Origin of the sequence: Wolbachia endosymbiont of Drosophila leontia (assembly GCF_028981785.1) — a bacterium.
Lineage (GTDB): Bacteria > Pseudomonadota > Alphaproteobacteria > Rickettsiales > Anaplasmataceae > Wolbachia > Wolbachia pipientis.
Map to the genome: position 1 here is coordinate 1 of NZ_JAPQLK010000019.1, position 22,676 is coordinate 22,676.

Sequence of the window (22,676 nt, forward strand, 5' to 3'; positions counted from 1 at the left end):
TGGAAATGCATTTGCCGCTGACTTTTTTTCGTTATATTTCTTCATCCATTTTCCTAATACACTATCCCTTATTCCTAGATCTCTTGCTACTTTTGCAACTGGTTGACCTACCTTTCTTTGTTCATTTGCCAGCTTAACAGCTTCCAATTTGAATTCTGCCGTATATTCTCTTGCCATTTCTAATCCTCCAAAATTTTATTTTACCCGAAAAAACTCCTTTCTTTCTCTCCACTTTTTCTGGGCAAGGTCAAAAAGCCTATTGTCTAATTATGTACCTAAATTTTATTACGGCACTTTCACTACTACTTTAACGAGTGAGCTACCTTTCTATAAAAGACCTATCGACTGTTGCAATTATAGGCGTAAACAAGAATGATAAAAGAGTACGAGATTGAGTAACTATGTACACTTCTGCTGGCATACCAGGGTATAGGTATACGTTTTTAAACTGAGCAAGCTCTGGTTTTGGTATCACTACACGTACTGAATAATAACGCCCTAGCCTTGGATCATCAAGGGCATCGGGAGAAATATTGCTTACTATACCATTAATTAAACTTAAACGACGTGCACTGTAAGCACTTAAACGAACTTTAACCTTTAGCCCTTCTAGCCCATCAATAGAGACTATATTGCTATCTTTCTTTTGTGCTGACAGTATCTCTTCTATGTTTCTGGTCTGAATTTTAGCATCTATTATTAGGTCATCATCTGATGGCACTACGCTCATGATCGGAACTCCAGATTGTATAACACCACCTTCAGTATGGTATCTTATATCTGTCACTATCCCATCTTGAGGCGATTTTATTATTGTACGTGCTAATGAATCTTCAGCAACCATCAGCCTCTCTTTCAAGTCTGCAATAGACGTACTAACTTCCTTAAGTTCAGCGTTTGCTCTTTCTTGAGAATCATTTTTTACGTTTATAATTTCTAATTCATTCTCCCCAATTTTTTGCTGCACTTGAGATATTGCAGAACGGTAATGTCCAACTCTGCCTTCAATTTCAGCAAACTGTTTTTCTAAAGCTAAAATGTGTGGTTTGCTTATATGGCCACTATCAAGTAATTGTCTTTTTGTTTCCAACTCCTCAGTTATCAAGTCATATTGCTTATGAGCTGCATTTAGTTGAAAGTTTAGCCCCGCTAATTCATCATTTAACTGCTTTATACGTTGTTGCAGTATGTCTGTTTTTCCCAATATGCTCTTTCTCTGAGAGTTGAACAACTTTACTTGATTCTTTATCGCTTTATTTACAAGTTCATCGTGAGATAATTTTTTAACCTCATCAGGAAACTCGAGCGTGTCCAAATCTACTCTGATTGCAAGAAGCCTTGCTTCTGTTGCTAAAAATGATAAGAGCTTCTCTTTGATGATACTTAAATTCGCCTTCTCGTTAACATCACTCAACAAAACTAGAGGCTCATCTTTTTTAACTGCTTGACCCTCTTTTACTAAAATTTTGCTTATTATTCCTCCGCCCAAGTGTTGAACTATTTTTCTATTTGAAGATACAATAACTTCTCCACTTGCATGCACCGCACCGTCAATTGGAGCTATAGCCGACCAAATACCACCTATCCCAAAAAAGATGAGTATTACTACCAGACCAAAAAATAGTGGTCCCCATGTTACTTTCAGGACTTCATTTACGTTATTACTTTCGCGTTTTAAAATAAAATTTATCACTGCATCAATCAATGCAAACGTCTTATCCAAAAATTTTGGGTACTTCTTCTTTTTATTTTTTGCTCCTTGCATATTTATATTATCACCATGGCCAATCAAGCCTGTCAAAGAAAATCCAGCGCTAAGCTTTTTTAACTTACTTATCATAATACTACTGTGAATTTGTGTTAACTCAAGATAACACACAAAAACAAAGAATCTATAATTTAAGCATTCCATTTAGACTGTAGAGCACCAGAATAAACTATTTAGTAACAATTCCTGCATCAATTATGTTTTTAAAATTTTTTGACGCTTAACTTTATTACAACTTTTTCTTTATTTTGTGAATATCTGAGTTACTTATATTATGTAAGAAATCTATTGCCAACTAGTCAATATTCTGTTAGGAATTAAGATAATATAAAGTTATTATGCTTAAATTGGAAAGCAGAAAGTTCCTGATTACTGGTGCATCAGGCGGAATAGGGCAAGCAATTGTAAAAATTATGCACAAAGCCGGAGCAACTTTATGTATTTCTGGCACAAAAAAAGAAGTGCTCGAAGAAGTTGCTAAACAATATGAAAAAAATATGCACATACTCCCTTGTGATTTATCAAATGCTGAGGAAGTAAATCAACTAGTAAACAGAGCAAGTGAGTTGATGGAAGGCTTTGACGGGCTTGTATGCAACGCGGGCATTACGCAAGACAGTTTATTATTGAGAATGACAGATGAAGCATGGCAAAAAGTAATTGATATTAACTTGAGCTCTACATTTAAGCTGAGTAGAGAAGCATGCAGGAAACTAATTAAGAATAATTGGGGAAGAATTATAAATATTTCCTCAATAGTAGGGCTAACAGGAAACGCCGGGCAAGCAAATTATGCAGCGTCTAAAGCTGGAATAATAGCCATGAGCAAATCTATAGCAAAAGAAGTTGCAAGTCGTAATATAACAGTAAATTGTATTGCTCCTGGGTTTATAGATACTAAAATGACTGAAGTTTTAAATGAAGGACAAAAGGGAAAAATATTAGATAATATTCCAATGAAAAGAATGGGAACAGGGGAAGAAATAGCAGCAGGGGTCTTGTTTTTAGCAAGTGATGAAGCAAAATATATAACAGGGCATGTGCTCAATATTAATGGTGGGTTATTTATGTAGCAACACTTATGTATGGACAAATTATAATTTTTACTTTAAAATAAAAAATGTGTAGGTTTAGGTTTACGTTAATTTATTACTTAGAGGCAAAAAAATGAGCTCTATAATAGGATTTTTTGGTGTCTTGTGTGTAGTATTGCTTTTCTCTTTCTCAGGTTACGCAGCTATCACTGGTCCTGATATGGATGATACAACACAAGTAATATGTAATATTATTGGTTATGTTTGGGGGATAGGCGGTCCACTTATGACGGTAGTAATAATTGGTGCAGCTTTGCTTGCAATATTTGGCAGGATGCCGTGGCCAGCCCTCTTTGCTCTAGGCGTGTTTTGTGCTGTATTTTTTGGCGCTAAGACGATTATAATAAAAGTTATGCCCAATGTAAGCGATGAAGCAAAAGCTATGTTGGAAAAGTGTGGAAAGAAATAACCCATAGAAGTACAGAAATGCTTTTTTGTTATCCATTAAATCGCTTCATATCTTCAACTTGCAACAAATAAGGGCTATCTTTTGGTAAAGTTTTAACAGCTAGCTCAGCATATTTTGTAAATTGCTTTAAATCACCTTCAATACAAGCCTTTTTTGTCAAGGCAAAATAATGCATTGCCGTATCAGCTTCACATTTATATGCAATGCTTAAATACTTCCAGACAAAAGCGTTATTTGGTTCTATATTCAAAATCTGCTCCAGGTAAAAAATCGCCTTTTTTGCATCACCGTGTAATAATAAAGTATGAGATAATGCAAGTTTCACTAAATAACTGTTTTTCTCAGATAAATACCTAAGCGATTCCTCATACATTTTTATTGCTTCACTTAAATTTCCGGCCTTGTATAGCATTTCTGCTTTCAATTCATATAGGTATGGGTCATTGCGTGACTCTTGAATCAATGAATTAACTTTAGCAATAGCCTCTTCTATCTTTCCTTGCCTATAGCAAACTATAGCATTTACATACTCAGAATTATTTTCATATTTATTAGATAACACATGAATAGGAGCAAAGAAAGAGTCTAGCTTGGCAACCACACGCTCAAACTTTAGTAACTTATCCGCAAAAATTGGTTTTACGTTGTTTTTAACCTTATAATTTTGTACAGCAAATATACGTTTCTCACTAAGTGGGTGAGTGCGGAAATATTCCTCGGTGTTCTCATGCTCAATACTTTTAAAATAATCAAAAATCTCTTTCATACCTGAATTATCATAGCCAGATTCATCAAGATACCTTAAAGCATAGCTATCTGCTACACTTTCTTGCTCTTGAGAATAGTTAAAAAATAGCCTTGAACTAAACGCTACACCACTAAGCAAAATTGCACCAGCAACCTGAGGGTTAATGATAATACTAGAAACTAATCCTACCATATAACTAATCATTGCTATCGATTGAAAATAACCCATAGCACTACTCATTTGCAATATATGACCAGCAGATATGTGAGCAATCTCATGTGCTAATATACCAAGCAGGACATAAGGTTTAGCCGAATATTGTAAAAGTCCTAAATGAATGAAAATACTGTTATTGTTAATTACAAAAGCATTAATCGAATTGTCATTAACTATAAAAACTTTTATTTGCTCATGATCAATATCCGCAGCAGAAAATAAAGGTTGCGCTAGCTCTTTCACTATTGCTTCCACTTCACTATCTCTAATAATGTCAATAGAGTAAGCATTATTATAATATGCAAAAAAGAACAATAAGGTCAAAAACTTAGCAACTCTAAACATGAAAATCCTGTGCTTGTATAATTTATAGAAATTCTATATTTTAACACTTAAATTATACAAATTTATAAACGCTAGTTTAAATTTTTAACGTAACTGATAAGTTTGTCGATGGTAGTTAACTTAATTTTATGTTGTTCAGCAAATTTAAGTAACTGAGGTAAGCGCATCATAGAGCCATCATCATTCACTAATTCACAAATAACTGCTGAATGATCAAACCCTACTAACTTCGCCATTTCAACACTCGCTTCAGTATGACCAGCACGTTGTGCCACCCCACCTTTATGTGCAATTACAGGAAAAACATGACCTGGAGTTATGATGTCATCCTGAGTACCATCCTTGTTGATAGCAGCATGTATAGTTTTCGTTCTATCCCCTGCTGAAACACCGGTTGTAATGCCATAACGTGCATCAATTGATGTAGTAAATGCGGTATGATTTTCACCAATATTTTTCTTTTCCATGAAATTAAGGCCCAACCTTTTCATGTGAAATTTAGTCATTGCTAAGCAAACAACCCCTGTACCGTACCTAACCATAAAAGCCATATGTTCCGGCTTTATTTTCTCAGCTAAGACAATCAAATCGCCTTCATTTTCTCTATTTTCATCATCAACTAAAATGAATAATTTACCGGAACGAGCATCCTCTAATACATCTTCCACAGAAGAAATACCTGGTAGACTCATTGAAGCATAAGTGGCCTGTACCATAATAATTTACTTAAATTCAATCTTAACTATTTTATACAATTTCTCTCCATTTGGCACTGTCACTTCCACATATTCACCGACTTTTTTGCCGATTAAGGCACTCCCAAGTGGTGAACTAGTAGATATTAACTGCTTTGAAACATCAGCTTCATATTCGCCTACAACCTTATAAACATATTCCACTTCACCGTTATTATCACTTAACATGCTTAATGTCACAGTTGCACCAAACATTACTGAATCACCAGACAAATTTTTTACTTCTATTACTTCCGCATGTGAGAGCTTACTTTCTATCTCCATTATACGGCCTTCAATAAAACCTAACCTTTCCCGTGCTGCATGATACTCTGCGTTTTCAGACAAATCACCTTGATCACGAGCATCAGAAATAGCCTGTATCACAGAAGGTTTTTCTTCCTTTAATTTTTCAAGTTCGGCTTGCATATTCTCAAAACCTTCACTCGTTACAGGAAATTTATTAATAATGGATGAAGCCATAATCACCACCTAAACGCAATTAAATTGAGTAACGAAATTACTCACAATGTTAAAAATATCACCTTTTATATCATCACTCATGTCATTTGACAACTTTTTTAAAACCCCAGGATGCACAGTATGAAAATAATTAATAAGATCATGTTCAAATTTATTAATGTAACTTATTTGTATTTTACTTAACTGATTATATAGGTTAGAAAAAATATACATCAGCACTACTTGTTCTTCTATTGACATAGGTAAATGTTGTTTTTGCTTTAATAACTCGACAAGATATTTACCCTTATTCAAGGATAATTGAACACTAGCATCAAGATCAGAACCAAATTTTGCGAAATCTTCTAATTCTCTATACTGAGCTAAGCTTAGCTTTATAGAACCAGCAACTTTCTTCACAGACTTTAGTTGTGCAGCAGAACCAACCCGTGAAACTGACAAACCTATATTTACTGCAGGTCGAAATCCTTTATAAAATAATTCAGACTCAAGAAAGATCTGCCCATCGGTAATTGAAATAACATTTGTTGGCACATATGCAGATACATCACCAGCTTGAGTTTCGACAATTGGCAAAGCAGTTAAAGAACCCTGCCCTTTTTTATCAGACATTTTAGCAGCTCTTTCAAGCAAGCGAGAATGTACATAGAATATATCTCCAGGGTAAGCTTCACGACCAGGAGGACGTCTGAGCAATAAAGACATCTGCCTATATGCCACAGCATGCTTAGATAAATCATCATATATAATCAAACAATTCATTCCATTGTCACGGAAAAATTCCCCAATAGTGCAACCAGCATAAGGTGCTAAAAATTGCATAGGCGCGCAGTCAGATGCACTAGCCACAACTACAGTTGTATACTCTAATGCTCCGCTTTCTTTCAGCTTATTTACCACTTTTGCTACTGTTGAAATTTTTTGCCCAATAGCAACATAAACACAGTAAACTTTTTGATTTTCGTTTACCTCATCGTTAATCTTCTTCTGATTGATAATAGTATCAAGCGCAATAGTAGTTTTACCAATTTGTCTATCACCAATAATTAATTCACGCTGCCCTCTACCTATTGGAATTAGCAAATCTATAATTTTAATTCCTGTTTGCAGTGGCTCATGCACAGACTTACGATCAATAATGCCTGGCGCTTTAGATTCTATATCCATTCTGTTTTTGGCTCTAATTTCCCCACCGTCGTCCATAGGATGGCCCAACGCATTTACAACTCTCCCTAACAATTCATGCCCTACAGGCACCTGCACAACATCACCACTACATTTTACAACGTCCCCTTCTTTCACATCACGGTCATTACCAAGCACAACTATTCCAGCCGTATTATGATCTAAATCGAGAACTATTCCTTCTACACCACTTGCAAAAAATACCTTTTCACCGAATTTTGCTTTTTCCAGCCCATAAACCAATGCGATACCATCTGTTACTGAAATTACTTCACCTATATTTTCCCGCTTTATAGGATTATCAAACGTCTCAACCTTTTCTCTTATTATACTTGCTATCTCAGAAACATTCATACTGTTCTTCATACAAAATTCCTTACTTTTAATATTTCCATTTTACTTAAGTCAACTAACCTATCCAAGTAACTTTTTAGCGAAGCATCGATCAAATTAAAACCATACCTAACTACGAAGCCACCTAGTATAGAAGGATCAACCACATTGCTTACTTTTATTATTTTACCAAGAAAGCTCAAAGATTCAGTAATTATTTTTATATCAGATTCCTTTAAAGTTTCTGCTGACTTTATAGTAATTTCGAATTCATTTTCATTTTCTCTTGCAAGACTTAAGAATTTTTCTAACATAAGGATCAATAAACTAGAGCGTTTATTTGCAAATATAACCATAATAAATTTTACTAAATTCTCACTCAAGTGCTCATTTATAGAAAGCATCACTTCTTTTTTGTGTGCAAAAGAAATCATAGGATGAGATAGGTACACAAAAACATCACGTTGATCCTTAAAAAAAGCCAACAAAAATTCTACTTCTTTCCTTATAATACCTAACCTGCTTCCTGAGACATGAAATAGCACTCTAGCGTAAGATGAAACTAAATTATTGTATTGGGTCTTTTTCATATTAAATCCAGTAAATCTAAATTAATTCAGCTACAAATCTTTCATTCTTCAATCCAAGCATTTTTTATATAAACAGGTCTTCTCTTCAAGGAAAGAAAATATAAATCATACCTGACTGAATAATCTAAAAAACTAAGGTTTTTACTTAAGAAATACTTAGAAGAATTTATAATAGACTGACATTGAAGATGAGATATCGGTATTTCTTTTCCAAGTAAACTTGTTTTAACCTCTATAAAAATCAGCTCCTTTTTTTTAGATACAATTAAGTCAATTTCACCGAACTTACAACGGTAACGGCGTTTTATAACATTATACCATTTCAGTTTTAAATATACTAAAACTAATAACTCGCCAAAGTAGCGTAACCCACTTACCACAAGAAGAACAATTATGATAACAATTAACTTTGTGTAACTACTTTGCCTCCTTCTTTATTTTTACTATAAACCTTACCTCTTGCTGCAATATCCCTATCAACCAGTTCTATCACTGCCATTGAAGCGCAATCACCCTTTCGAGTGCTAAATTTTACTATTCTAGAATACCCACCTTTACGATCTTGATAACGGCTGGCTAAGACGTTTAATAACTTATCAACCGCTAACTTACTATTATGAAGGCGTGAAAGCAAAAGTCTTCTACCATGTAAAGTATTCTTATTCTTAGCAATTGTAATAAACTTTTCAACATATGGACGAAGTTCCTTAGCTTTTGGTAAAGTAGTTACAATCTGCTCATGGTTAATTAATGAGATAGATAGATTCTTTAACGTCGATAATCTATGTTCAGTACAACGAGATAGTTTACGTTTTTTTATTCCATGTTTCATATATCACCTAATCTTCATCAGTATGTTGTTTAGCCAACTCATCTATATCCTTAGGTGGCCAGTTTAGCACATTCATACCCAAAGACAAGCCAAAATTAGTCAAAACTGCCTTAATCTCATTCAAAGACTTTCTGCCAAAATTAGCAGTTCTTAACATTTCACCTTCTGTCTTTTGCACAAGATCACCTATATAAGTGATGTTTTCGTTTTTCAGACAGTTATGAGACCTGACAGACAATTCCATTTCATCTACCTTACGCAATAAGACAGGGTCATAACCCAAATCTTTAGCACCACTAGACGAAGAAACCTGCGATTTTTTATAACTTACATCAGAACTAATAAAGGGCTGAAGTTGCTCCTGTAATATTCTTGCAGCAGAGTCAACAGCTTGACTCGGAGAAATTGTACCATCAGTTTCAATTGACAATATCAGCTTATCCTTATCAGTCACTTGGCCAACACGACTGTTCTCTACCCTGTACGAAACCCTGTTGACAGGGCTATACAAAGCATTAACTGGAATAAAACCAATTAAATCCTGTTCACTCATAAGCTTCAAAAGTTCATTTTCTTTATATTTAGTTACAGGAAGATAACCTTTTCCGCTAGCCACATATATGGTCATGTTAAGCTCCACATTTTGCCCCAGCGTACATATTAACAAATCTTCATTAACAATAGAGCATTGATCATCAGTTTCTATCATCCCAGCTAATACCTGGCAAGGCCCTTTAGCGTTTAAATTTAAGCATTTATTAGAAGCACCATTTAATTTACACTTCAACATACCCATATTTAATACTATATCAGTTACGTCTTCTCTCACCCCTTGAATTGAAGTGAACTCATGAGTTACACTTTCAATTTTTATTCCATAAACAGCACTACCTTTAAGAGAAGATAACATTACACGTCTTAATGCATTACCTAATGTTAAAGCAAAACCACTTTCCAACGGTTCTAGCACTATATCACTTTTTTCACTTGAATCATCTGATATTACCTTAACTGAACTAGGTTTAATCAATTTATCTAAATTGCTACAGAGAGAAACATCATTATTGTAATACATAAAACAACCTTTTCAAATATCCTATACTCTTCTTTTTTTTCTTAACCTGCACCCATTATGAGGAATTGCGGTTTTATCTGCAATTGAAGTCACAGTCAACCCACAGCTCTGAAGTGCTTTAACCGCAGCTTCGGTACCAAAGCCAGGACCGCGAATTATTACAGAGACAACCTTCATACCAAATCTCTCCATTGCGTTCTTCGCAGCAGACTCCCCAGCCTTACCTGCAGCATAAGGTGTGGATTTTCTCGAACCTGAAAAACCACATGCACCCACAGAAGTTTGACATAGCGTATTACCATGAACATCAGTTACATTTACAAAAGTATTATTAAAAGTTGCACGAATATGGACAACACCAGTAATAAACTCCTTCTTACTCTTACCAACCGTTTTGACTTTTTTCATTAAAACTCACAATAATAATAAATTTTATTTTTTCCCAGCAATAGGCAACCGAGATCTACCTTTACGAGTCTTAGCATTAGTATGAGTCCTTTGCCCTCTCACAGGTAAACCTTTCCTATGCCTCACCCCTCTATAGCATCCCATTTCCACTAAAGATTTTATGTTCATAGCCACTTCTTTTCTGAGCTCACCTTCTATAACATAATTTTGTCTAATGAAACCGCTGATCTTTTCTATATCTTCATCTCGTAATTCTGAAACACGTTTGCGCTTATCAACTTCGCAAGCGTGACAAATTACATTCGCAGTAGCAATACCTATACCATGTATATAAGTTAATGCAAAAGGAACACATTTCCTCACTGGAATATTTATGCCTGCAATACGTGCCACTGGTACCTCGATACTTTATTAATAACAACTCTTAATTTATACCATAAAACAACTCAGAGTCAAACCAAATTACAAGAAATTTTACTTTCAATCTCTTGCGTTACCTCATCAACACTCAAATTAGCGTCAATTGTTAATAATTTGCCTTTATAATACTCGCGTAAACCTTTCATTTGAAGGTGATATTCACTTATTCTCTTATTAATTGCAGACATATCAGCATCATCAATTCTTTTCTCTAACCTCGTACTTTTACATTTAGCACAAGTAGTACTCTTAAAAGAAGATACACTATATATGCTTTTACAGTCCAAACACGCGAGACGATTTCTTAACCTATCGATTGCAATATTATCGTCAAGCTGCAGCTCAACTACAATGTCAACATCCCTATTATATTTTTCTTGCAAAACTTGAGTCAAAAAATGAGCCTGGTTTAAATTTCTCGGAAAACCATCTAATAAGCAATTATCATCCACTAATGCAAGCTGGTCACGTAATAATCCACATATAATTTCATCTTGAATTAAATTACCAGATTCCACGGTACCCTTTATTTTTTTACCTAACTCACTACTGCTAGATATAATATTCCTTAATAAATCCCCTACTGAAATTAATTTTAAATTATATTTTGCTATTAACAAGCTTGACTGAGTACCTTTACCAGAACCTGGAGGACCAAAAATCGCAATGATCATCTTACTTTCCTCGTTTTAGACTCATATTTCTTTATCCAGTTGTCGTACCTATTTGAAAAAATATAAGATTGTATTTGCATAATAGTATCAGTAATAACGTTCACTATAATCAGTAAGCTCGTCCCACCAAAAATAAATGGTATATCATAATAATATCTCATAACTTCAGGTACAGTACATATGACTACCAAATACGCAGAGCCAATGAATGTCAACTTAAAAACTATATCTTGAAGGTAATCAGAAGTATGTTTCCCAGGCCTTCTACCAGGTATAAAACCACCATTTTTTTTAAGAAAATCTGCGTTTTCCTCTGGATTAAATATAAAATTGGTATAGAAAAAATTAAAAAATACTATCAGCACCAAATAGGCTACAATATATACTACTTTATTTGCCATAAAGTAATTCAAAATAAAATCAGAAAAAGCGTGCCCCTTATAGAAATTTGCAATTGAAATAGGTGTCAATAAAATTGCATTAGCAAAAATGGTTGGTACTACACCAGATAAATTAATCTTCAATGGAATATAAGTAAAATCGTCATTATGTAATCTTTTAAATTGCTTTTTAGGATGTTGAACAATAACCTTTCTATAAGAAGACTCTACAAAAATGACTAAGAGTAGCAGCAAAAAAAACAATACCAAAACAAAAAGGATAATAAATAACGATACGCTACCGTTTTTATTTAACGTTAACAAAGATGATAAAGCGCTGTGTAACTCTGATATTATACCCGTGAAAATGATTAATGAGATACCATTGCCTATACCGCTAGCGCTGATTCGTTCACCAAGCCATATTAAAAGCATAGTTCCACCTAAAAGGCTGAAAACACCTATTGTACGAAACATAACACCAGGTTCGATTACAACCAATACCCCTTCCCTATTCATCCCTTCCAATCCAACCAAAATTGGAATTGATTGAAATACACAAATTACTATGGTCAGATAGCGTATATAAGAATTCATCTTTCTACGGCCTGACTCTCCATCATTCTTAACTTCCTTCATTCCTTTAATCGCAGAAGAAAGTAACTGAATAATGATAGAAGCCATTATATATGGAATAACGTTCAATGCTAGAATTGTCATTCTAGCCAATGCACCACCAGAAAATAAATTAAATACTCCAAAAACGCCTGAGCCATCTTTGGGAAATATATCATTAATTACATCAAGATTAATTCCAGGAATAGGCACATAAGTACCCAAGCGATAGCAAATTAAAGCTATTAGCGTAAAAAATATACGCTTTAATAAATCGCCTTTATATAACAACGTAGGATCCAAGCTATTAAATGCTGATTTATTGCCCATGACTTACGATAGTATTTCCACACTACCACCAACTGAAGCTACAGATTTTTTTGCAGCTTCTGACGCAAAATCAACATGAAACACAAATTTTTCGCTCAACTTACCTTTATTAAGAAGTTTAATTTTATCCTTAATAGACTTTATAAAACCTAATTTATACAGCCTCTCCTTATCTATAACAGAGTCTTTCACTATTTTTTTAGCTTCCATTAAGCGCTGTATATCGCCAACATTAATTATAGAGTATATGCTCCTACGTATAGGCTTAAAACCTCTTTTAGGCAAACGAGTATATATAGACTGTTGTCCACCCTCAAAACCATTTATAGAAACTCCACTTCTAGCCTTCTGCCCTTTATGCCCTCTACCGGATGTTTTACCTTTACCACAACCGATACCTCTACCCAGCAACTTAGGCTTCTTTTTCTTAGATAATTTAGTAAATATAGAGTTTAATTTTACAGCATTATTCATACTTTACCTGTTTCCAACTATCTCGCTAATCTTTTTGCCTCTTTTGCTTGCTACCTGACGAGGAGATAACATACTATCAAAAGCCTTAAACACCGCACATATAACGTTATGATGATTATTTGATCTAGTGGATTTAGCTACCACATCCTTTATACCTAACACCTCAAAAACTGATCTAATCGCTCCACCAGCAATAATACCTGTTCCGGCTCTTGCGGTTCTTAAAACTATCTCACCAGAACAAAATTTAGCTTTAATATCATGATGCAAAGTTCTACCTTCACGCAAGTACACTCTAATCATTGATTTCTTTGCAGCATTTACAGCTTTGACTCTTGCTTCAGCAACTTCTGCGTGCTTACCTATTCCACACCCTACCCTACCCTTCTCATCGCCAACAACAACCAAAATTGAAAATGAAAATCTTCTACCACCTTTGGTAACCGTTGTCACTCTTCGTACCGAAACCAAAAGCTCTGATAAATCATCATTATTTTGTAAATTCTTTATAGCCATATTCAAAACCTTCTAAAATTCAAATCCAGAACTTCTTAAAGCCTCAGCAAATTGAGAAACTAATCCTGTGTATTTATACGCTCCACGATCAAACGTAAGCTGCTGCTCTAATTTCATGCCAGACAGACGCTCAACCATTAAAGAAGAAACCTGTTTTATAGTTTCAGCGTTGACTTTCCCTTTACATACATCCTTAATTTTAGCATCCAAAGTAGAAGCTGAAGTGAGAGTTATTCCTTTTACATCATTAATTAACTGGACATAAAAATGCCTATTAGATTTAAATATGGATATACGTAAACGTTCAGCGCTCTTGTCAAGCTTCGCTCTATTACGTAACTTCCTTTTTTCAGAATTACTTAAAAAATTATACGATCTTTTCATTTTTATTACTTCTTTTTACTTACAACCTTACGCAGCATAAATTTGCCTTTTATTACAACACCCTTACCTTTATAAGGATCATATTTTCTAATTTTGCATATATCAGACGCCACCATATAGACCTTCTGCTTATCCATACCACTAACTACTAAGTGAGTTGGCTTTATGCACTTAATCTCAACATCTTTAGGCACTTTATATTTAACATTATGGCTATAACCAAGATACAAAGTCAAACACTTACCATCACACCCTGCCTTATATCCCACACCGTTAATCTCAAGATTAACAGAAAAACCATCAACCATGCCGTTAATGATATTATTAATATTACTCCTATAAGTACCCCACATAGGCTTTATTTTATCATAATTATCCTTATCTTGATCAACAGAAAGCAATAGCTGATTATCAATAATCTGACACACAACATCCCTGATCAAGCTAACTTCCTTTTCAGCCTTAGCACTCTTTATTAACATACTACCATTATTATATTCAACTGAAACACCAGCAGGAATATTGATAGGAGCAGCACCTATACGAGACATGAATTTCTCCTATTATTTAAAAGACACGACACAAAACTTCTCCACCAACCTTTAACTTATGTGCATTATAATCAGTCATCACTCCTTTGGGTGTCGATATAATAAAAATACCAAGACCATTATATGCTTTAGAAATGTCCTTATACTTAGAATAACGACGACAACCAGGCTTTGACACCCTAACTATGTCACTAATTACAGGTGACTTCTCATAATACTTCAATTTTACAATGAAAGAAGGTAAATTATCTACAACTTGCTTTTCATAATCAAGGATATACCCTTCCTCTTTTAAAACCTCCAATATAGAAGAATTCATCTTAGAAAATAGTACCCTTGTTGCCCTATGCATTGCCAATTGAGCATTACGTATCCTTGTTAAAAAATCACCAATACTATCAGATAACGCCACAATATACTCCTTATATTATATTTACCAACTAGACTTTGTAACTCCTGGAATTTGCCCAAAAGAACATAAATCACGCAAAACAATTCTACATAAACCAAATTTTCTATATACTCCTCTTGGTCTCCCAGTTAAAGCACACCTATTTCTAATTTTGGTTTTAGAAGAATTTCTAGGCAATTTTTTAATTAATTTACTTTGAGCTGTAAACCTTTCTACAATGGACAAATTCTTATTATTTATTATAGATTTCAATTTTTCTCTTTTTTCTTTATATTGATCGCACAACTTTATTCTGCGAAGATTTCTTTCTATCATAGATTTTTTTGCCATATATTTCTCCTCTCAATTAATCAAAAAAAGGAAATTTAAGAGCCAGTAATAATTCCTTTGCTTCCCTATCACTAACTGCACTTGTTATAATATTAATATCCATACCTCTAATTTTACTTATTTTATCATAGCCTATTTCTAAAAACGAGATATGTTCCTTTATACCAAAGGAAAAATTACCATTACCGTCAAATTGCTTCACACTAAATCCTCTAAAATCTTTTTCCCTTGGCAAAGCAATATATACCAATCTTTCTAAAAACTCATACATTTTATCTCTACGCAAAGTTACTTTGCAACCTACTGTAGCACCTTTTCTGATCTTGAAGCCAGAAATAGATTTTTTTGCAAAAGTTGATAAAGGCTTCTGCCCAGCAATCAAATATAGGCTATCAAGTGGTTCATTTATTGCTTTACTATCTGTAGCAGCATCTCCAACGCCCATATTGATACACACCTTGACAAGTTTAGGCACTTGCATTGTATTGCCGTAATTAAACTTATCCTTCAAGGACTTTACTATGCTATCTTTATACAATTCTTTAAACATATCAACCTAATCTATCACTTCTCCAGAAACTTTTGCAAAACGCACTTTTCTACCGTCTACAACCTTAAACCCCACTCTAGTTGGAGTTTTATATTTAGGGTCCAATGTTGCAACGTTGGATATATCAATAGCTAACTCTTTATTTAATATACCACCACTACTACCAGCTTTTGGTTTAGTATGTCTCTTATGCACATTCACTCCAGAAACAATTACTTTCTTTTTAGCATCACGTGCTATAACTTTGATTACCTTACCAATTTTTCCCTTATCTTTACCAGTTAAAACTATAACGTCGTCACCACTTTTTATTTTAGCACTCATTATAAAACCTCAACAGCTAATGACATTATCTTCATAAAAGAACCAGATGATAACTTTTTTACCGGACCAAACACCCGAGTGCCAAGTGGTTCACCTTGATCGTTAATCAAAACTACAGCATTGCTAGAAAAACGAATTACAGAACCATCAGATTTTCTAATAGGGCTTTTCACCCTCACCACAACTGCTCTATATACTTTTCCCTTCTCAACTTTCCCTCTTGGAGTAATAGATTTAGTAGATACAATAACTGTGTCACCTATAGATGCAGACTTTCTACCACCCAATAAACCAATACAAAGCACTGCACGCGCGCCAGAATTATCAGCTACTTCCAACAATGTATTTTCTTGAATCATATAAACATCCTATTCAATGTGAGCTATTAACAATAACCCATTTTTTAGTAGTAGAAACAGGCTTGTGTTCTTGTATTAAAACCTTGTCCCCCTCTTTACAACTATTATTCTCATCATGTGCTGTATACTTCTTGTATTTTTTTATAACCTTTTTATACAGCTCATCCTTATACACTTGTAATACCGAAACCTTTACAGTCTTATCACACTTAGCCTTAGTTACAGTACCACAAAAAACCTTTTTAGGCATTCTTTTCCTCTCTTCTTCTTTTATTTAATGCAGTTAAAATACGAGCTATGCTCTTTCTTATTAAGCTAAAACGCGAAATGTTGTTGCACTGGCCCAGCTTCTTTTGAAAAACCAAATTAACAAACTCTTTTCTCAAATTCACAAGAATTTCATGCAATTCTTGCGAGGACCTCGATTCAATGTCAGCTATATCCATTGCAACTCCATTTAATTATGATTAGATACAAATTTACACTTCATAGGAAGCTTAGCAGTTGCCTTTTCAAGCGCCAATCTTGCTAAATGCATGGGAACATCACTGCTAATTTCAAACAACATTCTACCGGGCTTAGCTTTAAATACCCAAAACTCAACACCACCTTTCCCTTTACCCATACGCACATCCGCCGGCTTTTTACTAACAGGGGTATCAGGAAAAATTCTTATCCACACTTTACCAGAGCGTTTTAATGTTCTAGATATTACACGCCTTGCAGTTTCAATATGCTTAGATTGAATCCTACCTGCTTCCATAACCTTTAGACCATAATCTCCAAAAGATAATGTGCTACCACCTTTCGTGTTACCCTTAATTCGTCCTTTAAATACTTTTTTATATTTACTTTTTTTAGGAACAAACATTTCAATATACCTAATTAGTTACCAATATAAACCCAGACCTTAACTCCTATGATGCCATATATAGTTTTTGCTTCAGCAAAAGCATAATCTATATTAGCACGTAAAGTATGCAAAGGCAAACGGCCTTCTTTATACCACTCAGTACGAGCTATCTCAGCTCCGCCAAGGCGCCCAGAACAACTTACTTTAATACCTCTAGCACCCATCCTCAAACAACTTTGAATAGCTTTTTTCATCGCTCTTCTAAATGAAACCCTTTTTTCTAACTGCTGCGCAATGCTGTTTGATATTAAAACTGCATCTATTTCAGACCTTTTAACCCCTACTACATTCACTTCCACATTATTTTTTACTTTTTCAGCTATCTTTTGCTTTATCTTCTCAATATCCGAGCCTTTCTTACCTATTATCACCCCAGGTCTAGAAGAATGTATTATTACAGATACCAAATCGATCGTACGCTCTATAATTACTTTAGAAACACCAGCATGCTTAAAAGATTCATTTATATAACTGCGAATAGACAAATCTTGATGCAACCCTTGTTTATAACCCTTCTCAGCATACCAAATAGATGACCAAGTATTAATTATTTTTAACCTAAATCCTTTAGGATTAACGTTTCCCATATTTTTGCACTTTCCTTATTAATTTTCTATTTTTATGAATCATACAATTTCCCCCAATTTTACAGTTATATTACTATAACGTTTACTAACTCTATTAGCTCTACCCATAGCTTTTGGACATACCCTACGCAAAGTAAGAGACTTACCTATTAAAATTTCTTTTATATATAAATTATCGATATCCAATCCATAATTTTGAGCATTAGCAATCGCAGAATTTAATACCTTCCTTATAAGACCTGCAGCTTTCTTTTCACAAAATCTTAATTGCACAGTGGCAAAAGAAACTTTTTTATTACGTACTAAACCAGCAACCAAATTCAATTTACGAGGAGTTGATTTCAAAACCCTAGAACCAGCTTTAACTATTACATCTCTGTTTTTCATATCAATTACCTTCTTGTCGCCTTTTTATCACCACTATGCCCAGTAAATTTACGAGTGGGTGAAAACTCACCAAACTTATGACCTATCATATTCTGATCATTAACATTCACAGGAATGTAATCCTTACCATTATAAACAGCAAACTTTAAACCTAAACAATTAGGAAGAATTACAGAAGCCCTGGAATGAACTTTTATAGCCATGTTAACAAACCCCTTGTTTAAAGCATTATTCACCGACTTTAATACAGAAGGATGACAAAAAGGAGGCTTCCATGCAGATCTACTCATAAACTAACCTTTCAATTGTTTTATATACTTATCACTAGATTTATTTCTCCTTCGAGTTTTCTTTCCTTTTGTTGCAACACCCCAAGGAGTAACAGGATGACGACCACCAGAGGTTTTTCCTTCCCCGCCTCCATGAGGATGGTCAACCGGATTCATTGCAACTCCACGTACAGTAGGTCTAATCCCAAGCCACCTACTTCTCCCAGCTTTACCCAACTTTCTATTCTTATGGTCAGGATTAGATACTACACCAATAGTAGCCTTGCAAGAAGATAAAATCAACCTAATTTGACCAGACCTGAGCCGTAATAAAACATATTGGCCATCACGACCAACGATTTGTGCATAACAACCAGCAGCTCTAGCAATCGCAGCACCATTACCTGGCTTCAGCTCAACATTATGAACGAAAGAACCAACAGGTATATGCTTGAGTAGTAAACAATTCCCTGGCAAAATATCAGCATCATTCCCAGCTGTAACAACATCACCTGGCTTCATACCTTGAGGAGCTAATATATAAGACTTAATATCATCTTCCTTATATGATATTAACGCCAAAAACCCACTTCTATTTGGATCATACTCTATTTTTTCAACTATACCTTGACCACTTCTATCACGCTTAAAATCTATCACTCTATACTTCTTTTTGTGACCACCACCCCTATGACGAGTTGTAATTCTACCATGATTATTTCTTCCACCACTGGACTTTTTACCAGATGTAAGAGATTTTTCTGGCTCATCTTTTGATAAACCAACTTTACTTACTAACACAGTCCCACGAGAAGACGGAGTAACAGGATTAAAAAATTTCATACCCATACTAAACGCTCATTATATCTAATTTTTGACCATCCATCAAAGAAAAATAAACTTTCTTTTTCTGTTTTTCACAACCAACCACACCCCTAAAACGCCTATATTTAGGCTTAATTCTAACAACATTTATAGAAGAAATTTTAACATCAAATAGAGACTCTATTGCCAACTTTATTTGACGCTTATTTACATTTACAAAAACACACAAAGAATATTTATTAAACTTCTCCCTCAAAAAAGAGGCCTTTTCTGTAATTATAGGAGATTTTATTATATTATTATATTTGATCATAACAATCTACCTTCAAGATGCTTTAAAGTATCCTTTGTCAACATCACGCATTCGTGATTCAATATATCAAAAACATTTAACCCAATAGGTTTGATTAAGTCTACATAGTGCAAGTTTTTAGCCGCACGCAACAAATCATCTCCATAATCACCAACTATCAAAAAGGAAGAAAATTTAAAACTTTTAATACATTTACACATTTCAGACGTTTTCTTCACATCAATATTTAAATTATCCAGAATAATTACTTGATTATTTAAATACTTTAGAGATAAAGCAATTTTTAAACCAAATTTGCGTACCTTCTTATTAAGAGAATAAGTATGACTCCTCACAACAGGGCCGAAAATAATCCCACCACCTCTAAATTGAGGAGATCGCAAGCTCCCTTGTCTTGCCCTACCGGTACGTTTTTGACCATAAGGTTTAGCTGTTGTACCAGAGACATCACTAATACCTTTTGTTTTATGAGTACCAGCTCTTCTCTTCGCTAATTGCCATCTCACTATATCATGCAAAATACTCAATTTTTGCTTAGCAGAAAATATCAAAGGATTGAGCTGAGCAGCACCTACATTATCATTAGATAGATTAACTAAATTACATTCCATAACTAACTTACCAAATTACTAGCATCATCATTTACATCTAACAGTAAACCTACCGGAAAAGGAACATCTTTATGTAAAGATTTTTTAACTGCATCTCTTACAAAAACATAGGAATTTTTAAACCCAGGAACATTATTACCCTTCACAGCAATTATACTATTTTCATGATCAATGGATAATATCTTCATATTTTGTGCAGTTATCCTGCTGTTACCTAAATGACCAGCCATTTTCTTTCCTTTGAATACTCTACCAGGATCCTGACATTGGCCAGTGGAACCTTGTGATCTGTGAGCAATAGAAACACCATGAGATGCCCTAAGCCCACTGAAATTATGCCGCTTCATCACACCAGCAAATCCTTTACCTATAGAATAACCCGTAATATCAAGATATTGACCAACCACAAAATGATTGATTCCCACTTTTTTACCACATTCTATTCCCGACAGGTCATTTAATCTACTTTCGTATAACTTACATTTATTATTTATACCCTTTTTCTTTAAATATTCCAACTGAGGTTTTGCTATATTTTTAAAATCTCCTGTGCCTAAAATGACTGAATTATAGCCACATTTATCTTGTCCTTTTATATCAATAATATAAGTTTCGCTGAGATGCAATAAAGTTACAGCCATGCGACTATTGTCAGAATACATAGCAGTATGACCAATATTCACCATTAGTAAACCAATTCTCCTCAGCGAATTTATTCTCTTCATTTCCTTCTCCTAAACCTTAACTTCCTTGACTTTTAAATCCACTTCTACGCCAGCAGAAAAAGATAAACCTGTAAGCATCTGCATCATAGTAGGAGTAAGATCACGTAAAACAATCAAACGCCTAGAAGTTCTCATTTCAAACTGTTCACGAGATTTTTTATCAACGTGAGGAGATCTATTAACAATAAATTTAGAATCTTTCCTTGGCAACGCAATCGGACCAGATAATTTTGCACTGGACCGCTTTAATTCATCAACAAATTTTCGAACACACTCCTCCAATAAAGAACAATCGAAAGCCTTAATGTTAATATATATATCTTGCTTCATCTTAGTTACTACACTCACTCCAAAATTTCAGAAACAACACCAGAACCAACAGTTCTACCGCCTTCTCTTATCGCAAAACGCAATCCCTTATCCATTGCTATCGGTACTTGCAATTCTACTTCTACACTCACATTATCTCCTGGCATTACCATCTCCTTCCCATCTAGCAATTTTATGCTCCCAGTTACATCCGTTGTCCTTAAATAAAACTGTGGCTGGTAATTCGCAAAAAATGGTGTATGCCTTCCTCCTTCCTCTTTCTTTAATACATAAACCTCCGCCTTAAACTTTCTATGCGGTGTTATCGTCCCCGGTTTCGCTAATACTTGCCCTCTCTCCACTTCTTCTCTTTTTGTTCCTCTTAACAATATTCCTACATTGAGTCCTGCACTTCCCTTATCCAGCAACTTCTTAAACATCTCAACACCTGTGCATATCGTCTTTTGCGTCGCTTGCAGACCTATTATCTCTATCTCTTCTCCCGCCTTTATCTCTCCCTTCTCTATTCTTCCTGTTACCACTGTTCCTCGCCCCGATATCGAAAATACATCTTCGATTGGCAATAAAAATGGTAAATCCACAGGCCTTGGTGGAACCGCTACATATTCATCTAACTTTTCCATCAATTTGTCTATTGATTTCTTTCCATATTCGCTGCTGTCATCCTCCAGCGCCTTGAGTGCTGAACCAACCACCACAGGCACTTCATCCCCTGGAAATCCGTATCTACTCAGTAATTCCCTCACTTCCATTTCTACTAAATCTATCATATCAGCATCAGCAACATCAGCTTTATTTATATACACCACGATATATCCAACACCTACCTGCTTCGCCAGCAATATATGCTCTCTCGTTTGTGGCATTGGCCCATCAACCCCCGACACTACCAATACCGCCGCATCCATCTGTGCTGCACCTACTATCATGTTCTTTACATAGTCAGCGTGTCCAGGACAATCAACGTGTGCATAATGCCTTTTTTCCGTCTGATACTCAACATGCGCTGTTGCTATCGTTATCCCCCTCTTCCTTTCTTCTGGCGCTTTATCTATCTGATCGTACGCTACAAAATTTCCATAATGCTTCGTTATCGCCGCTGTTAACGTCGTCTTCCCATGATCCACATGTCCTATTGTTCCCACATTTACATGCGGCTTTCCAAATGCTTCCACTA

The 22,676-nt window shown here is 34.8% G+C and carries 37 protein-coding genes; 2 read left to right on the forward strand and 35 right to left on the reverse strand.

Features of this window, described 5'->3' with window-relative positions; translation table 11 throughout:
- Positions 1-177 (reverse strand): transposase (locus OZD63_RS00440; RefSeq protein WP_187470120.1); only part of this gene is annotated, 177 nt, incomplete at its 3' end.
- A 142-nt stretch (positions 178-319) separates the two neighbouring features.
- Positions 320-1,840, reverse strand: coding sequence for an HlyD family type I secretion periplasmic adaptor subunit (locus OZD63_RS00445; protein WP_240991858.1), 1,521 nt, complete (start codon positions 1,838-1,840; stop codon positions 320-322).
- A 266-nt stretch (positions 1,841-2,106) separates the two neighbouring features.
- Here OZD63_RS00445 and fabG point away from each other — a divergent pair, with 266 nt between their 5' ends.
- Positions 2,107-2,841, forward strand: coding sequence for a 3-oxoacyl-[acyl-carrier-protein] reductase (fabG, locus tag OZD63_RS00450; protein WP_275007803.1), 735 nt, complete (start codon positions 2,107-2,109; stop codon positions 2,839-2,841).
- 94 nt (positions 2,842-2,935) lie between these two features.
- Positions 2,936-3,271, forward strand: coding sequence for a TrbC/VirB2 family protein (locus tag OZD63_RS00455; protein ID WP_236514837.1), 336 nt, complete (start codon positions 2,936-2,938; stop codon positions 3,269-3,271).
- Between the two features lie 28 nt (positions 3,272-3,299).
- Here the strand turns inward: OZD63_RS00455 and OZD63_RS00460 are convergent, their stop codons facing one another.
- The 33 genes from OZD63_RS00460 to tuf all read right to left on the reverse strand — a co-directional run bounded on the left by OZD63_RS00460 (position 3,300) and on the right by tuf (position 22,674).
- The gene (locus OZD63_RS00460; RefSeq protein WP_275007805.1) at positions 3,300-4,580 is read right to left on the reverse strand and encodes a M48 family metalloprotease; all 1,281 of its coding nucleotides are present in this window, start codon (positions 4,578-4,580) and stop codon (positions 3,300-3,302) included.
- A 71-nt stretch (positions 4,581-4,651) separates the two neighbouring features.
- On the reverse strand, positions 4,652-5,296 hold the full coding sequence (gene ribB, locus OZD63_RS00465; protein WP_274979897.1) for a 3,4-dihydroxy-2-butanone-4-phosphate synthase: 645 nt from the start codon (positions 5,294-5,296) through the stop codon (positions 4,652-4,654).
- Between the two features lie 6 nt (positions 5,297-5,302).
- A complete protein-coding gene (greA, locus tag OZD63_RS00470; RefSeq protein WP_274979896.1) occupies positions 5,303-5,797 on the reverse strand; it encodes a transcription elongation factor GreA in 495 nt (164 codons plus the stop codon).
- Positions 5,798-5,806: 9 nt separating this feature from the next.
- The gene (gene atpA / locus OZD63_RS00475; protein WP_275007807.1) at positions 5,807-7,348 is read right to left on the reverse strand and encodes a F0F1 ATP synthase subunit alpha; all 1,542 of its coding nucleotides are present in this window, start codon (positions 7,346-7,348) and stop codon (positions 5,807-5,809) included.
- Positions 7,345-7,905, reverse strand: a complete 561-nt coding sequence (atpH, locus tag OZD63_RS00480) for an ATP synthase F1 subunit delta (protein ID WP_274979894.1) — start codon at positions 7,903-7,905, stop codon at positions 7,345-7,347. Before atpH ends, atpA begins: the two co-directional genes overlap by 4 nt.
- A 41-nt stretch (positions 7,906-7,946) precedes the next feature.
- A complete protein-coding gene (locus tag OZD63_RS00485) occupies positions 7,947-8,285 on the reverse strand; it encodes a YraN family protein (RefSeq protein ID WP_274979893.1) in 339 nt (112 codons plus the stop codon).
- A 23-nt stretch (positions 8,286-8,308) separates the two neighbouring features.
- Entirely contained in the window at positions 8,309-8,737 is a 429-nt protein-coding gene (gene rplQ / locus OZD63_RS00490) for a 50S ribosomal protein L17 (protein ID WP_274979892.1), read from the reverse strand.
- Positions 8,738-8,744: 7 nt separating this feature from the next.
- The gene (locus OZD63_RS00495) at positions 8,745-9,812 is read right to left on the reverse strand and encodes a DNA-directed RNA polymerase subunit alpha (RefSeq protein WP_275007808.1); all 1,068 of its coding nucleotides are present in this window, start codon (positions 9,810-9,812) and stop codon (positions 8,745-8,747) included.
- A 21-nt stretch (positions 9,813-9,833) separates the two neighbouring features.
- Positions 9,834-10,220 (reverse strand): 30S ribosomal protein S11, encoded by a 387-nt coding sequence (gene rpsK, locus OZD63_RS00500; RefSeq protein WP_274979890.1) that lies wholly within the window; start codon positions 10,218-10,220, stop codon positions 9,834-9,836.
- A gap of 24 nt (positions 10,221-10,244) precedes the next feature.
- Positions 10,245-10,613 carry a 30S ribosomal protein S13 gene (rpsM, locus tag OZD63_RS00505; protein ID WP_275007810.1) on the reverse strand — a complete coding sequence of 123 codons (369 nt, stop codon included), beginning with the start codon at positions 10,611-10,613 and terminating at the stop codon, positions 10,245-10,247.
- 59 nt (positions 10,614-10,672) lie between these two features.
- Positions 10,673-11,314, reverse strand: coding sequence for an adenylate kinase family protein (locus OZD63_RS00510; RefSeq protein ID WP_274979887.1), 642 nt, complete (start codon positions 11,312-11,314; stop codon positions 10,673-10,675).
- A complete protein-coding gene (gene secY, locus OZD63_RS00515) occupies positions 11,311-12,639 on the reverse strand; it encodes a preprotein translocase subunit SecY (RefSeq protein ID WP_274979886.1) in 1,329 nt (442 codons plus the stop codon). Before secY ends, OZD63_RS00510 begins: the two co-directional genes overlap by 4 nt.
- 3 nt (positions 12,640-12,642) lie before the next feature.
- Entirely contained in the window at positions 12,643-13,113 is a 471-nt protein-coding gene (gene rplO / locus OZD63_RS00520) for a 50S ribosomal protein L15 (protein WP_006279863.1), read from the reverse strand.
- A 3-nt stretch (positions 13,114-13,116) separates the two neighbouring features.
- Positions 13,117-13,629 (reverse strand): 30S ribosomal protein S5, encoded by a 513-nt coding sequence (gene rpsE / locus OZD63_RS00525; protein ID WP_274979884.1) that lies wholly within the window; start codon positions 13,627-13,629, stop codon positions 13,117-13,119.
- A 12-nt stretch (positions 13,630-13,641) separates the two neighbouring features.
- On the reverse strand, positions 13,642-14,013 hold the full coding sequence (gene rplR / locus OZD63_RS00530) for a 50S ribosomal protein L18 (RefSeq protein ID WP_006279867.1): 372 nt from the start codon (positions 14,011-14,013) through the stop codon (positions 13,642-13,644).
- Positions 14,014-14,018: 5 nt separating this feature from the next.
- Positions 14,019-14,564, reverse strand: a complete 546-nt coding sequence (gene rplF / locus OZD63_RS00535; RefSeq protein ID WP_275007811.1) for a 50S ribosomal protein L6 — start codon at positions 14,562-14,564, stop codon at positions 14,019-14,021.
- Between the two features lie 16 nt (positions 14,565-14,580).
- Positions 14,581-14,976, reverse strand: coding sequence for a 30S ribosomal protein S8 (rpsH, locus tag OZD63_RS00540; RefSeq protein ID WP_275007813.1), 396 nt, complete (start codon positions 14,974-14,976; stop codon positions 14,581-14,583).
- A gap of 21 nt (positions 14,977-14,997) precedes the next feature.
- Entirely contained in the window at positions 14,998-15,306 is a 309-nt protein-coding gene (gene rpsN, locus OZD63_RS00545) for a 30S ribosomal protein S14 (RefSeq protein ID WP_274979882.1), read from the reverse strand.
- A gap of 16 nt (positions 15,307-15,322) precedes the next feature.
- Positions 15,323-15,856: a 50S ribosomal protein L5 gene (gene rplE / locus OZD63_RS00550; protein WP_275007814.1), complete on the reverse strand. Its 534-nt coding sequence runs from the start codon at positions 15,854-15,856 to the stop codon at positions 15,323-15,325.
- Positions 15,857-15,862: 6 nt separating this feature from the next.
- The gene (gene rplX / locus OZD63_RS00555) at positions 15,863-16,180 is read right to left on the reverse strand and encodes a 50S ribosomal protein L24 (RefSeq protein ID WP_410543735.1); all 318 of its coding nucleotides are present in this window, start codon (positions 16,178-16,180) and stop codon (positions 15,863-15,865) included.
- Entirely contained in the window at positions 16,180-16,539 is a 360-nt protein-coding gene (gene rplN, locus OZD63_RS00560) for a 50S ribosomal protein L14 (RefSeq protein ID WP_274979880.1), read from the reverse strand. The genes rplX and rplN overlap by 1 nt, the downstream gene beginning before the upstream one ends.
- 13 nt (positions 16,540-16,552) lie before the next feature.
- Positions 16,553-16,789, reverse strand: a complete 237-nt coding sequence (gene rpsQ / locus OZD63_RS00565) for a 30S ribosomal protein S17 (RefSeq protein ID WP_182309462.1) — start codon at positions 16,787-16,789, stop codon at positions 16,553-16,555.
- Positions 16,782-16,985: a 50S ribosomal protein L29 gene (gene rpmC / locus OZD63_RS00570; RefSeq protein WP_274979879.1), complete on the reverse strand. Its 204-nt coding sequence runs from the start codon at positions 16,983-16,985 to the stop codon at positions 16,782-16,784. The genes rpsQ and rpmC overlap by 8 nt, the downstream gene beginning before the upstream one ends.
- An 11-nt stretch (positions 16,986-16,996) precedes the next feature.
- Entirely contained in the window at positions 16,997-17,410 is a 414-nt protein-coding gene (rplP, locus tag OZD63_RS00575; RefSeq protein WP_274979878.1) for a 50S ribosomal protein L16, read from the reverse strand.
- Between the two features lie 14 nt (positions 17,411-17,424).
- Positions 17,425-18,039: a 30S ribosomal protein S3 gene (rpsC, locus tag OZD63_RS00580; protein ID WP_010962753.1), complete on the reverse strand. Its 615-nt coding sequence runs from the start codon at positions 18,037-18,039 to the stop codon at positions 17,425-17,427.
- A 39-nt stretch (positions 18,040-18,078) separates the two neighbouring features.
- The gene (rplV, locus tag OZD63_RS00585; RefSeq protein WP_274979877.1) at positions 18,079-18,426 is read right to left on the reverse strand and encodes a 50S ribosomal protein L22; all 348 of its coding nucleotides are present in this window, start codon (positions 18,424-18,426) and stop codon (positions 18,079-18,081) included.
- 5 nt (positions 18,427-18,431) lie between these two features.
- Positions 18,432-18,716, reverse strand: coding sequence for a 30S ribosomal protein S19 (gene rpsS, locus OZD63_RS00590; RefSeq protein WP_274979876.1), 285 nt, complete (start codon positions 18,714-18,716; stop codon positions 18,432-18,434).
- A 3-nt stretch (positions 18,717-18,719) separates the two neighbouring features.
- Entirely contained in the window at positions 18,720-19,544 is an 825-nt protein-coding gene (rplB, locus tag OZD63_RS00595) for a 50S ribosomal protein L2 (protein ID WP_274979875.1), read from the reverse strand.
- A gap of 1 nt (position 19,545) precedes the next feature.
- Positions 19,546-19,833, reverse strand: coding sequence for a 50S ribosomal protein L23 (locus OZD63_RS00600; protein ID WP_274979874.1), 288 nt, complete (start codon positions 19,831-19,833; stop codon positions 19,546-19,548).
- A complete protein-coding gene (gene rplD, locus OZD63_RS00605; RefSeq protein WP_275007817.1) occupies positions 19,830-20,444 on the reverse strand; it encodes a 50S ribosomal protein L4 in 615 nt (204 codons plus the stop codon). Before rplD ends, OZD63_RS00600 begins: the two co-directional genes overlap by 4 nt.
- Before the next feature lie 2 nt (positions 20,445-20,446).
- Positions 20,447-21,169 (reverse strand): 50S ribosomal protein L3, encoded by a 723-nt coding sequence (gene rplC, locus OZD63_RS00610; protein WP_274979872.1) that lies wholly within the window; start codon positions 21,167-21,169, stop codon positions 20,447-20,449.
- A 9-nt stretch (positions 21,170-21,178) separates the two neighbouring features.
- The gene (gene rpsJ, locus OZD63_RS00615) at positions 21,179-21,499 is read right to left on the reverse strand and encodes a 30S ribosomal protein S10 (RefSeq protein WP_274979871.1); all 321 of its coding nucleotides are present in this window, start codon (positions 21,497-21,499) and stop codon (positions 21,179-21,181) included.
- A gap of 14 nt (positions 21,500-21,513) precedes the next feature.
- Positions 21,514-22,674, reverse strand: coding sequence for an elongation factor Tu (tuf, locus tag OZD63_RS00620; RefSeq protein WP_274980054.1), 1,161 nt, complete (start codon positions 22,672-22,674; stop codon positions 21,514-21,516).
- Between the last annotated feature and the right edge of the window lie 2 nt (positions 22,675-22,676).

Excerpts from the sequence above, each read along its gene's own strand:
- OZD63_RS00445 (WP_240991858.1), bottom strand. The coding sequence starts at position 1,840 with ATGATAAGTAAGTTAAAAAAGCTTAGCGCTGGATTTTCTTTGACAGGC.
- fabG (WP_275007803.1), top strand. The coding sequence starts at position 2,107 with ATGCTTAAATTGGAAAGCAGAAAGTTCCTGATTACTGGTGCATCAGGC.
- OZD63_RS00455 (WP_236514837.1), top strand. The coding sequence starts at position 2,936 with ATGAGCTCTATAATAGGATTTTTTGGTGTCTTGTGTGTAGTATTGCTT.
- OZD63_RS00460 (WP_275007805.1), bottom strand. The coding sequence starts at position 4,580 with ATGTTTAGAGTTGCTAAGTTTTTGACCTTATTGTTCTTTTTTGCATAT.
- ribB (WP_274979897.1), bottom strand. The coding sequence starts at position 5,296 with ATGGTACAGGCCACTTATGCTTCAATGAGTCTACCAGGTATTTCTTCT.
- greA (WP_274979896.1), bottom strand. The coding sequence starts at position 5,797 with ATGGCTTCATCCATTATTAATAAATTTCCTGTAACGAGTGAAGGTTTT.
- atpA (WP_275007807.1), bottom strand. The coding sequence starts at position 7,348 with ATGAAGAACAGTATGAATGTTTCTGAGATAGCAAGTATAATAAGAGAA.
- atpH (WP_274979894.1), bottom strand. The coding sequence starts at position 7,905 with ATGAAAAAGACCCAATACAATAATTTAGTTTCATCTTACGCTAGAGTG.
- rplQ (WP_274979892.1), bottom strand. The coding sequence starts at position 8,737 with ATGAAACATGGAATAAAAAAACGTAAACTATCTCGTTGTACTGAACAT.
- OZD63_RS00495 (WP_275007808.1), bottom strand. The coding sequence starts at position 9,812 with ATGTATTACAATAATGATGTTTCTCTCTGTAGCAATTTAGATAAATTG.
- rpsK (WP_274979890.1), bottom strand. The coding sequence starts at position 10,220 with ATGAAAAAAGTCAAAACGGTTGGTAAGAGTAAGAAGGAGTTTATTACT.
- OZD63_RS00510 (WP_274979887.1), bottom strand. The coding sequence starts at position 11,314 with ATGATCATTGCGATTTTTGGTCCTCCAGGTTCTGGTAAAGGTACTCAG.
- secY (WP_274979886.1), bottom strand. The coding sequence starts at position 12,639 with ATGGGCAATAAATCAGCATTTAATAGCTTGGATCCTACGTTGTTATAT.
- rplO (WP_006279863.1), bottom strand. The coding sequence starts at position 13,113 with ATGAATAATGCTGTAAAATTAAACTCTATATTTACTAAATTATCTAAG.
- rpsE (WP_274979884.1), bottom strand. The coding sequence starts at position 13,629 with ATGGCTATAAAGAATTTACAAAATAATGATGATTTATCAGAGCTTTTG.
- rplR (WP_006279867.1), bottom strand. The coding sequence starts at position 14,013 with ATGAAAAGATCGTATAATTTTTTAAGTAATTCTGAAAAAAGGAAGTTA.
- rplF (WP_275007811.1), bottom strand. The coding sequence starts at position 14,564 with ATGTCTCGTATAGGTGCTGCTCCTATCAATATTCCTGCTGGTGTTTCA.
- rpsN (WP_274979882.1), bottom strand. The coding sequence starts at position 15,306 with ATGGCAAAAAAATCTATGATAGAAAGAAATCTTCGCAGAATAAAGTTG.
- rplE (WP_275007814.1), bottom strand. The coding sequence starts at position 15,856 with ATGTTTAAAGAATTGTATAAAGATAGCATAGTAAAGTCCTTGAAGGAT.
- rplX (WP_410543735.1), bottom strand. The coding sequence starts at position 16,180 with ATGAGTGCTAAAATAAAAAGTGGTGACGACGTTATAGTTTTAACTGGT.
- rplN (WP_274979880.1), bottom strand. The coding sequence starts at position 16,539 with ATGATTCAAGAAAATACATTGTTGGAAGTAGCTGATAATTCTGGCGCG.
- rpsQ (WP_182309462.1), bottom strand. The coding sequence starts at position 16,789 with ATGCCTAAAAAGGTTTTTTGTGGTACTGTAACTAAGGCTAAGTGTGAT.
- rpmC (WP_274979879.1), bottom strand. The coding sequence starts at position 16,985 with ATGGATATAGCTGACATTGAATCGAGGTCCTCGCAAGAATTGCATGAA.
- rplP (WP_274979878.1), bottom strand. The coding sequence starts at position 17,410 with ATGTTTGTTCCTAAAAAAAGTAAATATAAAAAAGTATTTAAAGGACGA.
- rpsC (WP_010962753.1), bottom strand. The coding sequence starts at position 18,039 with ATGGGAAACGTTAATCCTAAAGGATTTAGGTTAAAAATAATTAATACT.
- rplV (WP_274979877.1), bottom strand. The coding sequence starts at position 18,426 with ATGAAAAACAGAGATGTAATAGTTAAAGCTGGTTCTAGGGTTTTGAAA.
- rpsS (WP_274979876.1), bottom strand. The coding sequence starts at position 18,716 with ATGAGTAGATCTGCATGGAAGCCTCCTTTTTGTCATCCTTCTGTATTA.
- rplB (WP_274979875.1), bottom strand. The coding sequence starts at position 19,544 with ATGGGTATGAAATTTTTTAATCCTGTTACTCCGTCTTCTCGTGGGACT.
- OZD63_RS00600 (WP_274979874.1), bottom strand. The coding sequence starts at position 19,833 with ATGATCAAATATAATAATATAATAAAATCTCCTATAATTACAGAAAAG.
- rplD (WP_275007817.1), bottom strand. The coding sequence starts at position 20,444 with ATGGAATGTAATTTAGTTAATCTATCTAATGATAATGTAGGTGCTGCT.
- rplC (WP_274979872.1), bottom strand. The coding sequence starts at position 21,169 with ATGAAGAGAATAAATTCGCTGAGGAGAATTGGTTTACTAATGGTGAAT.
- rpsJ (WP_274979871.1), bottom strand. The coding sequence starts at position 21,499 with ATGAAGCAAGATATATATATTAACATTAAGGCTTTCGATTGTTCTTTA.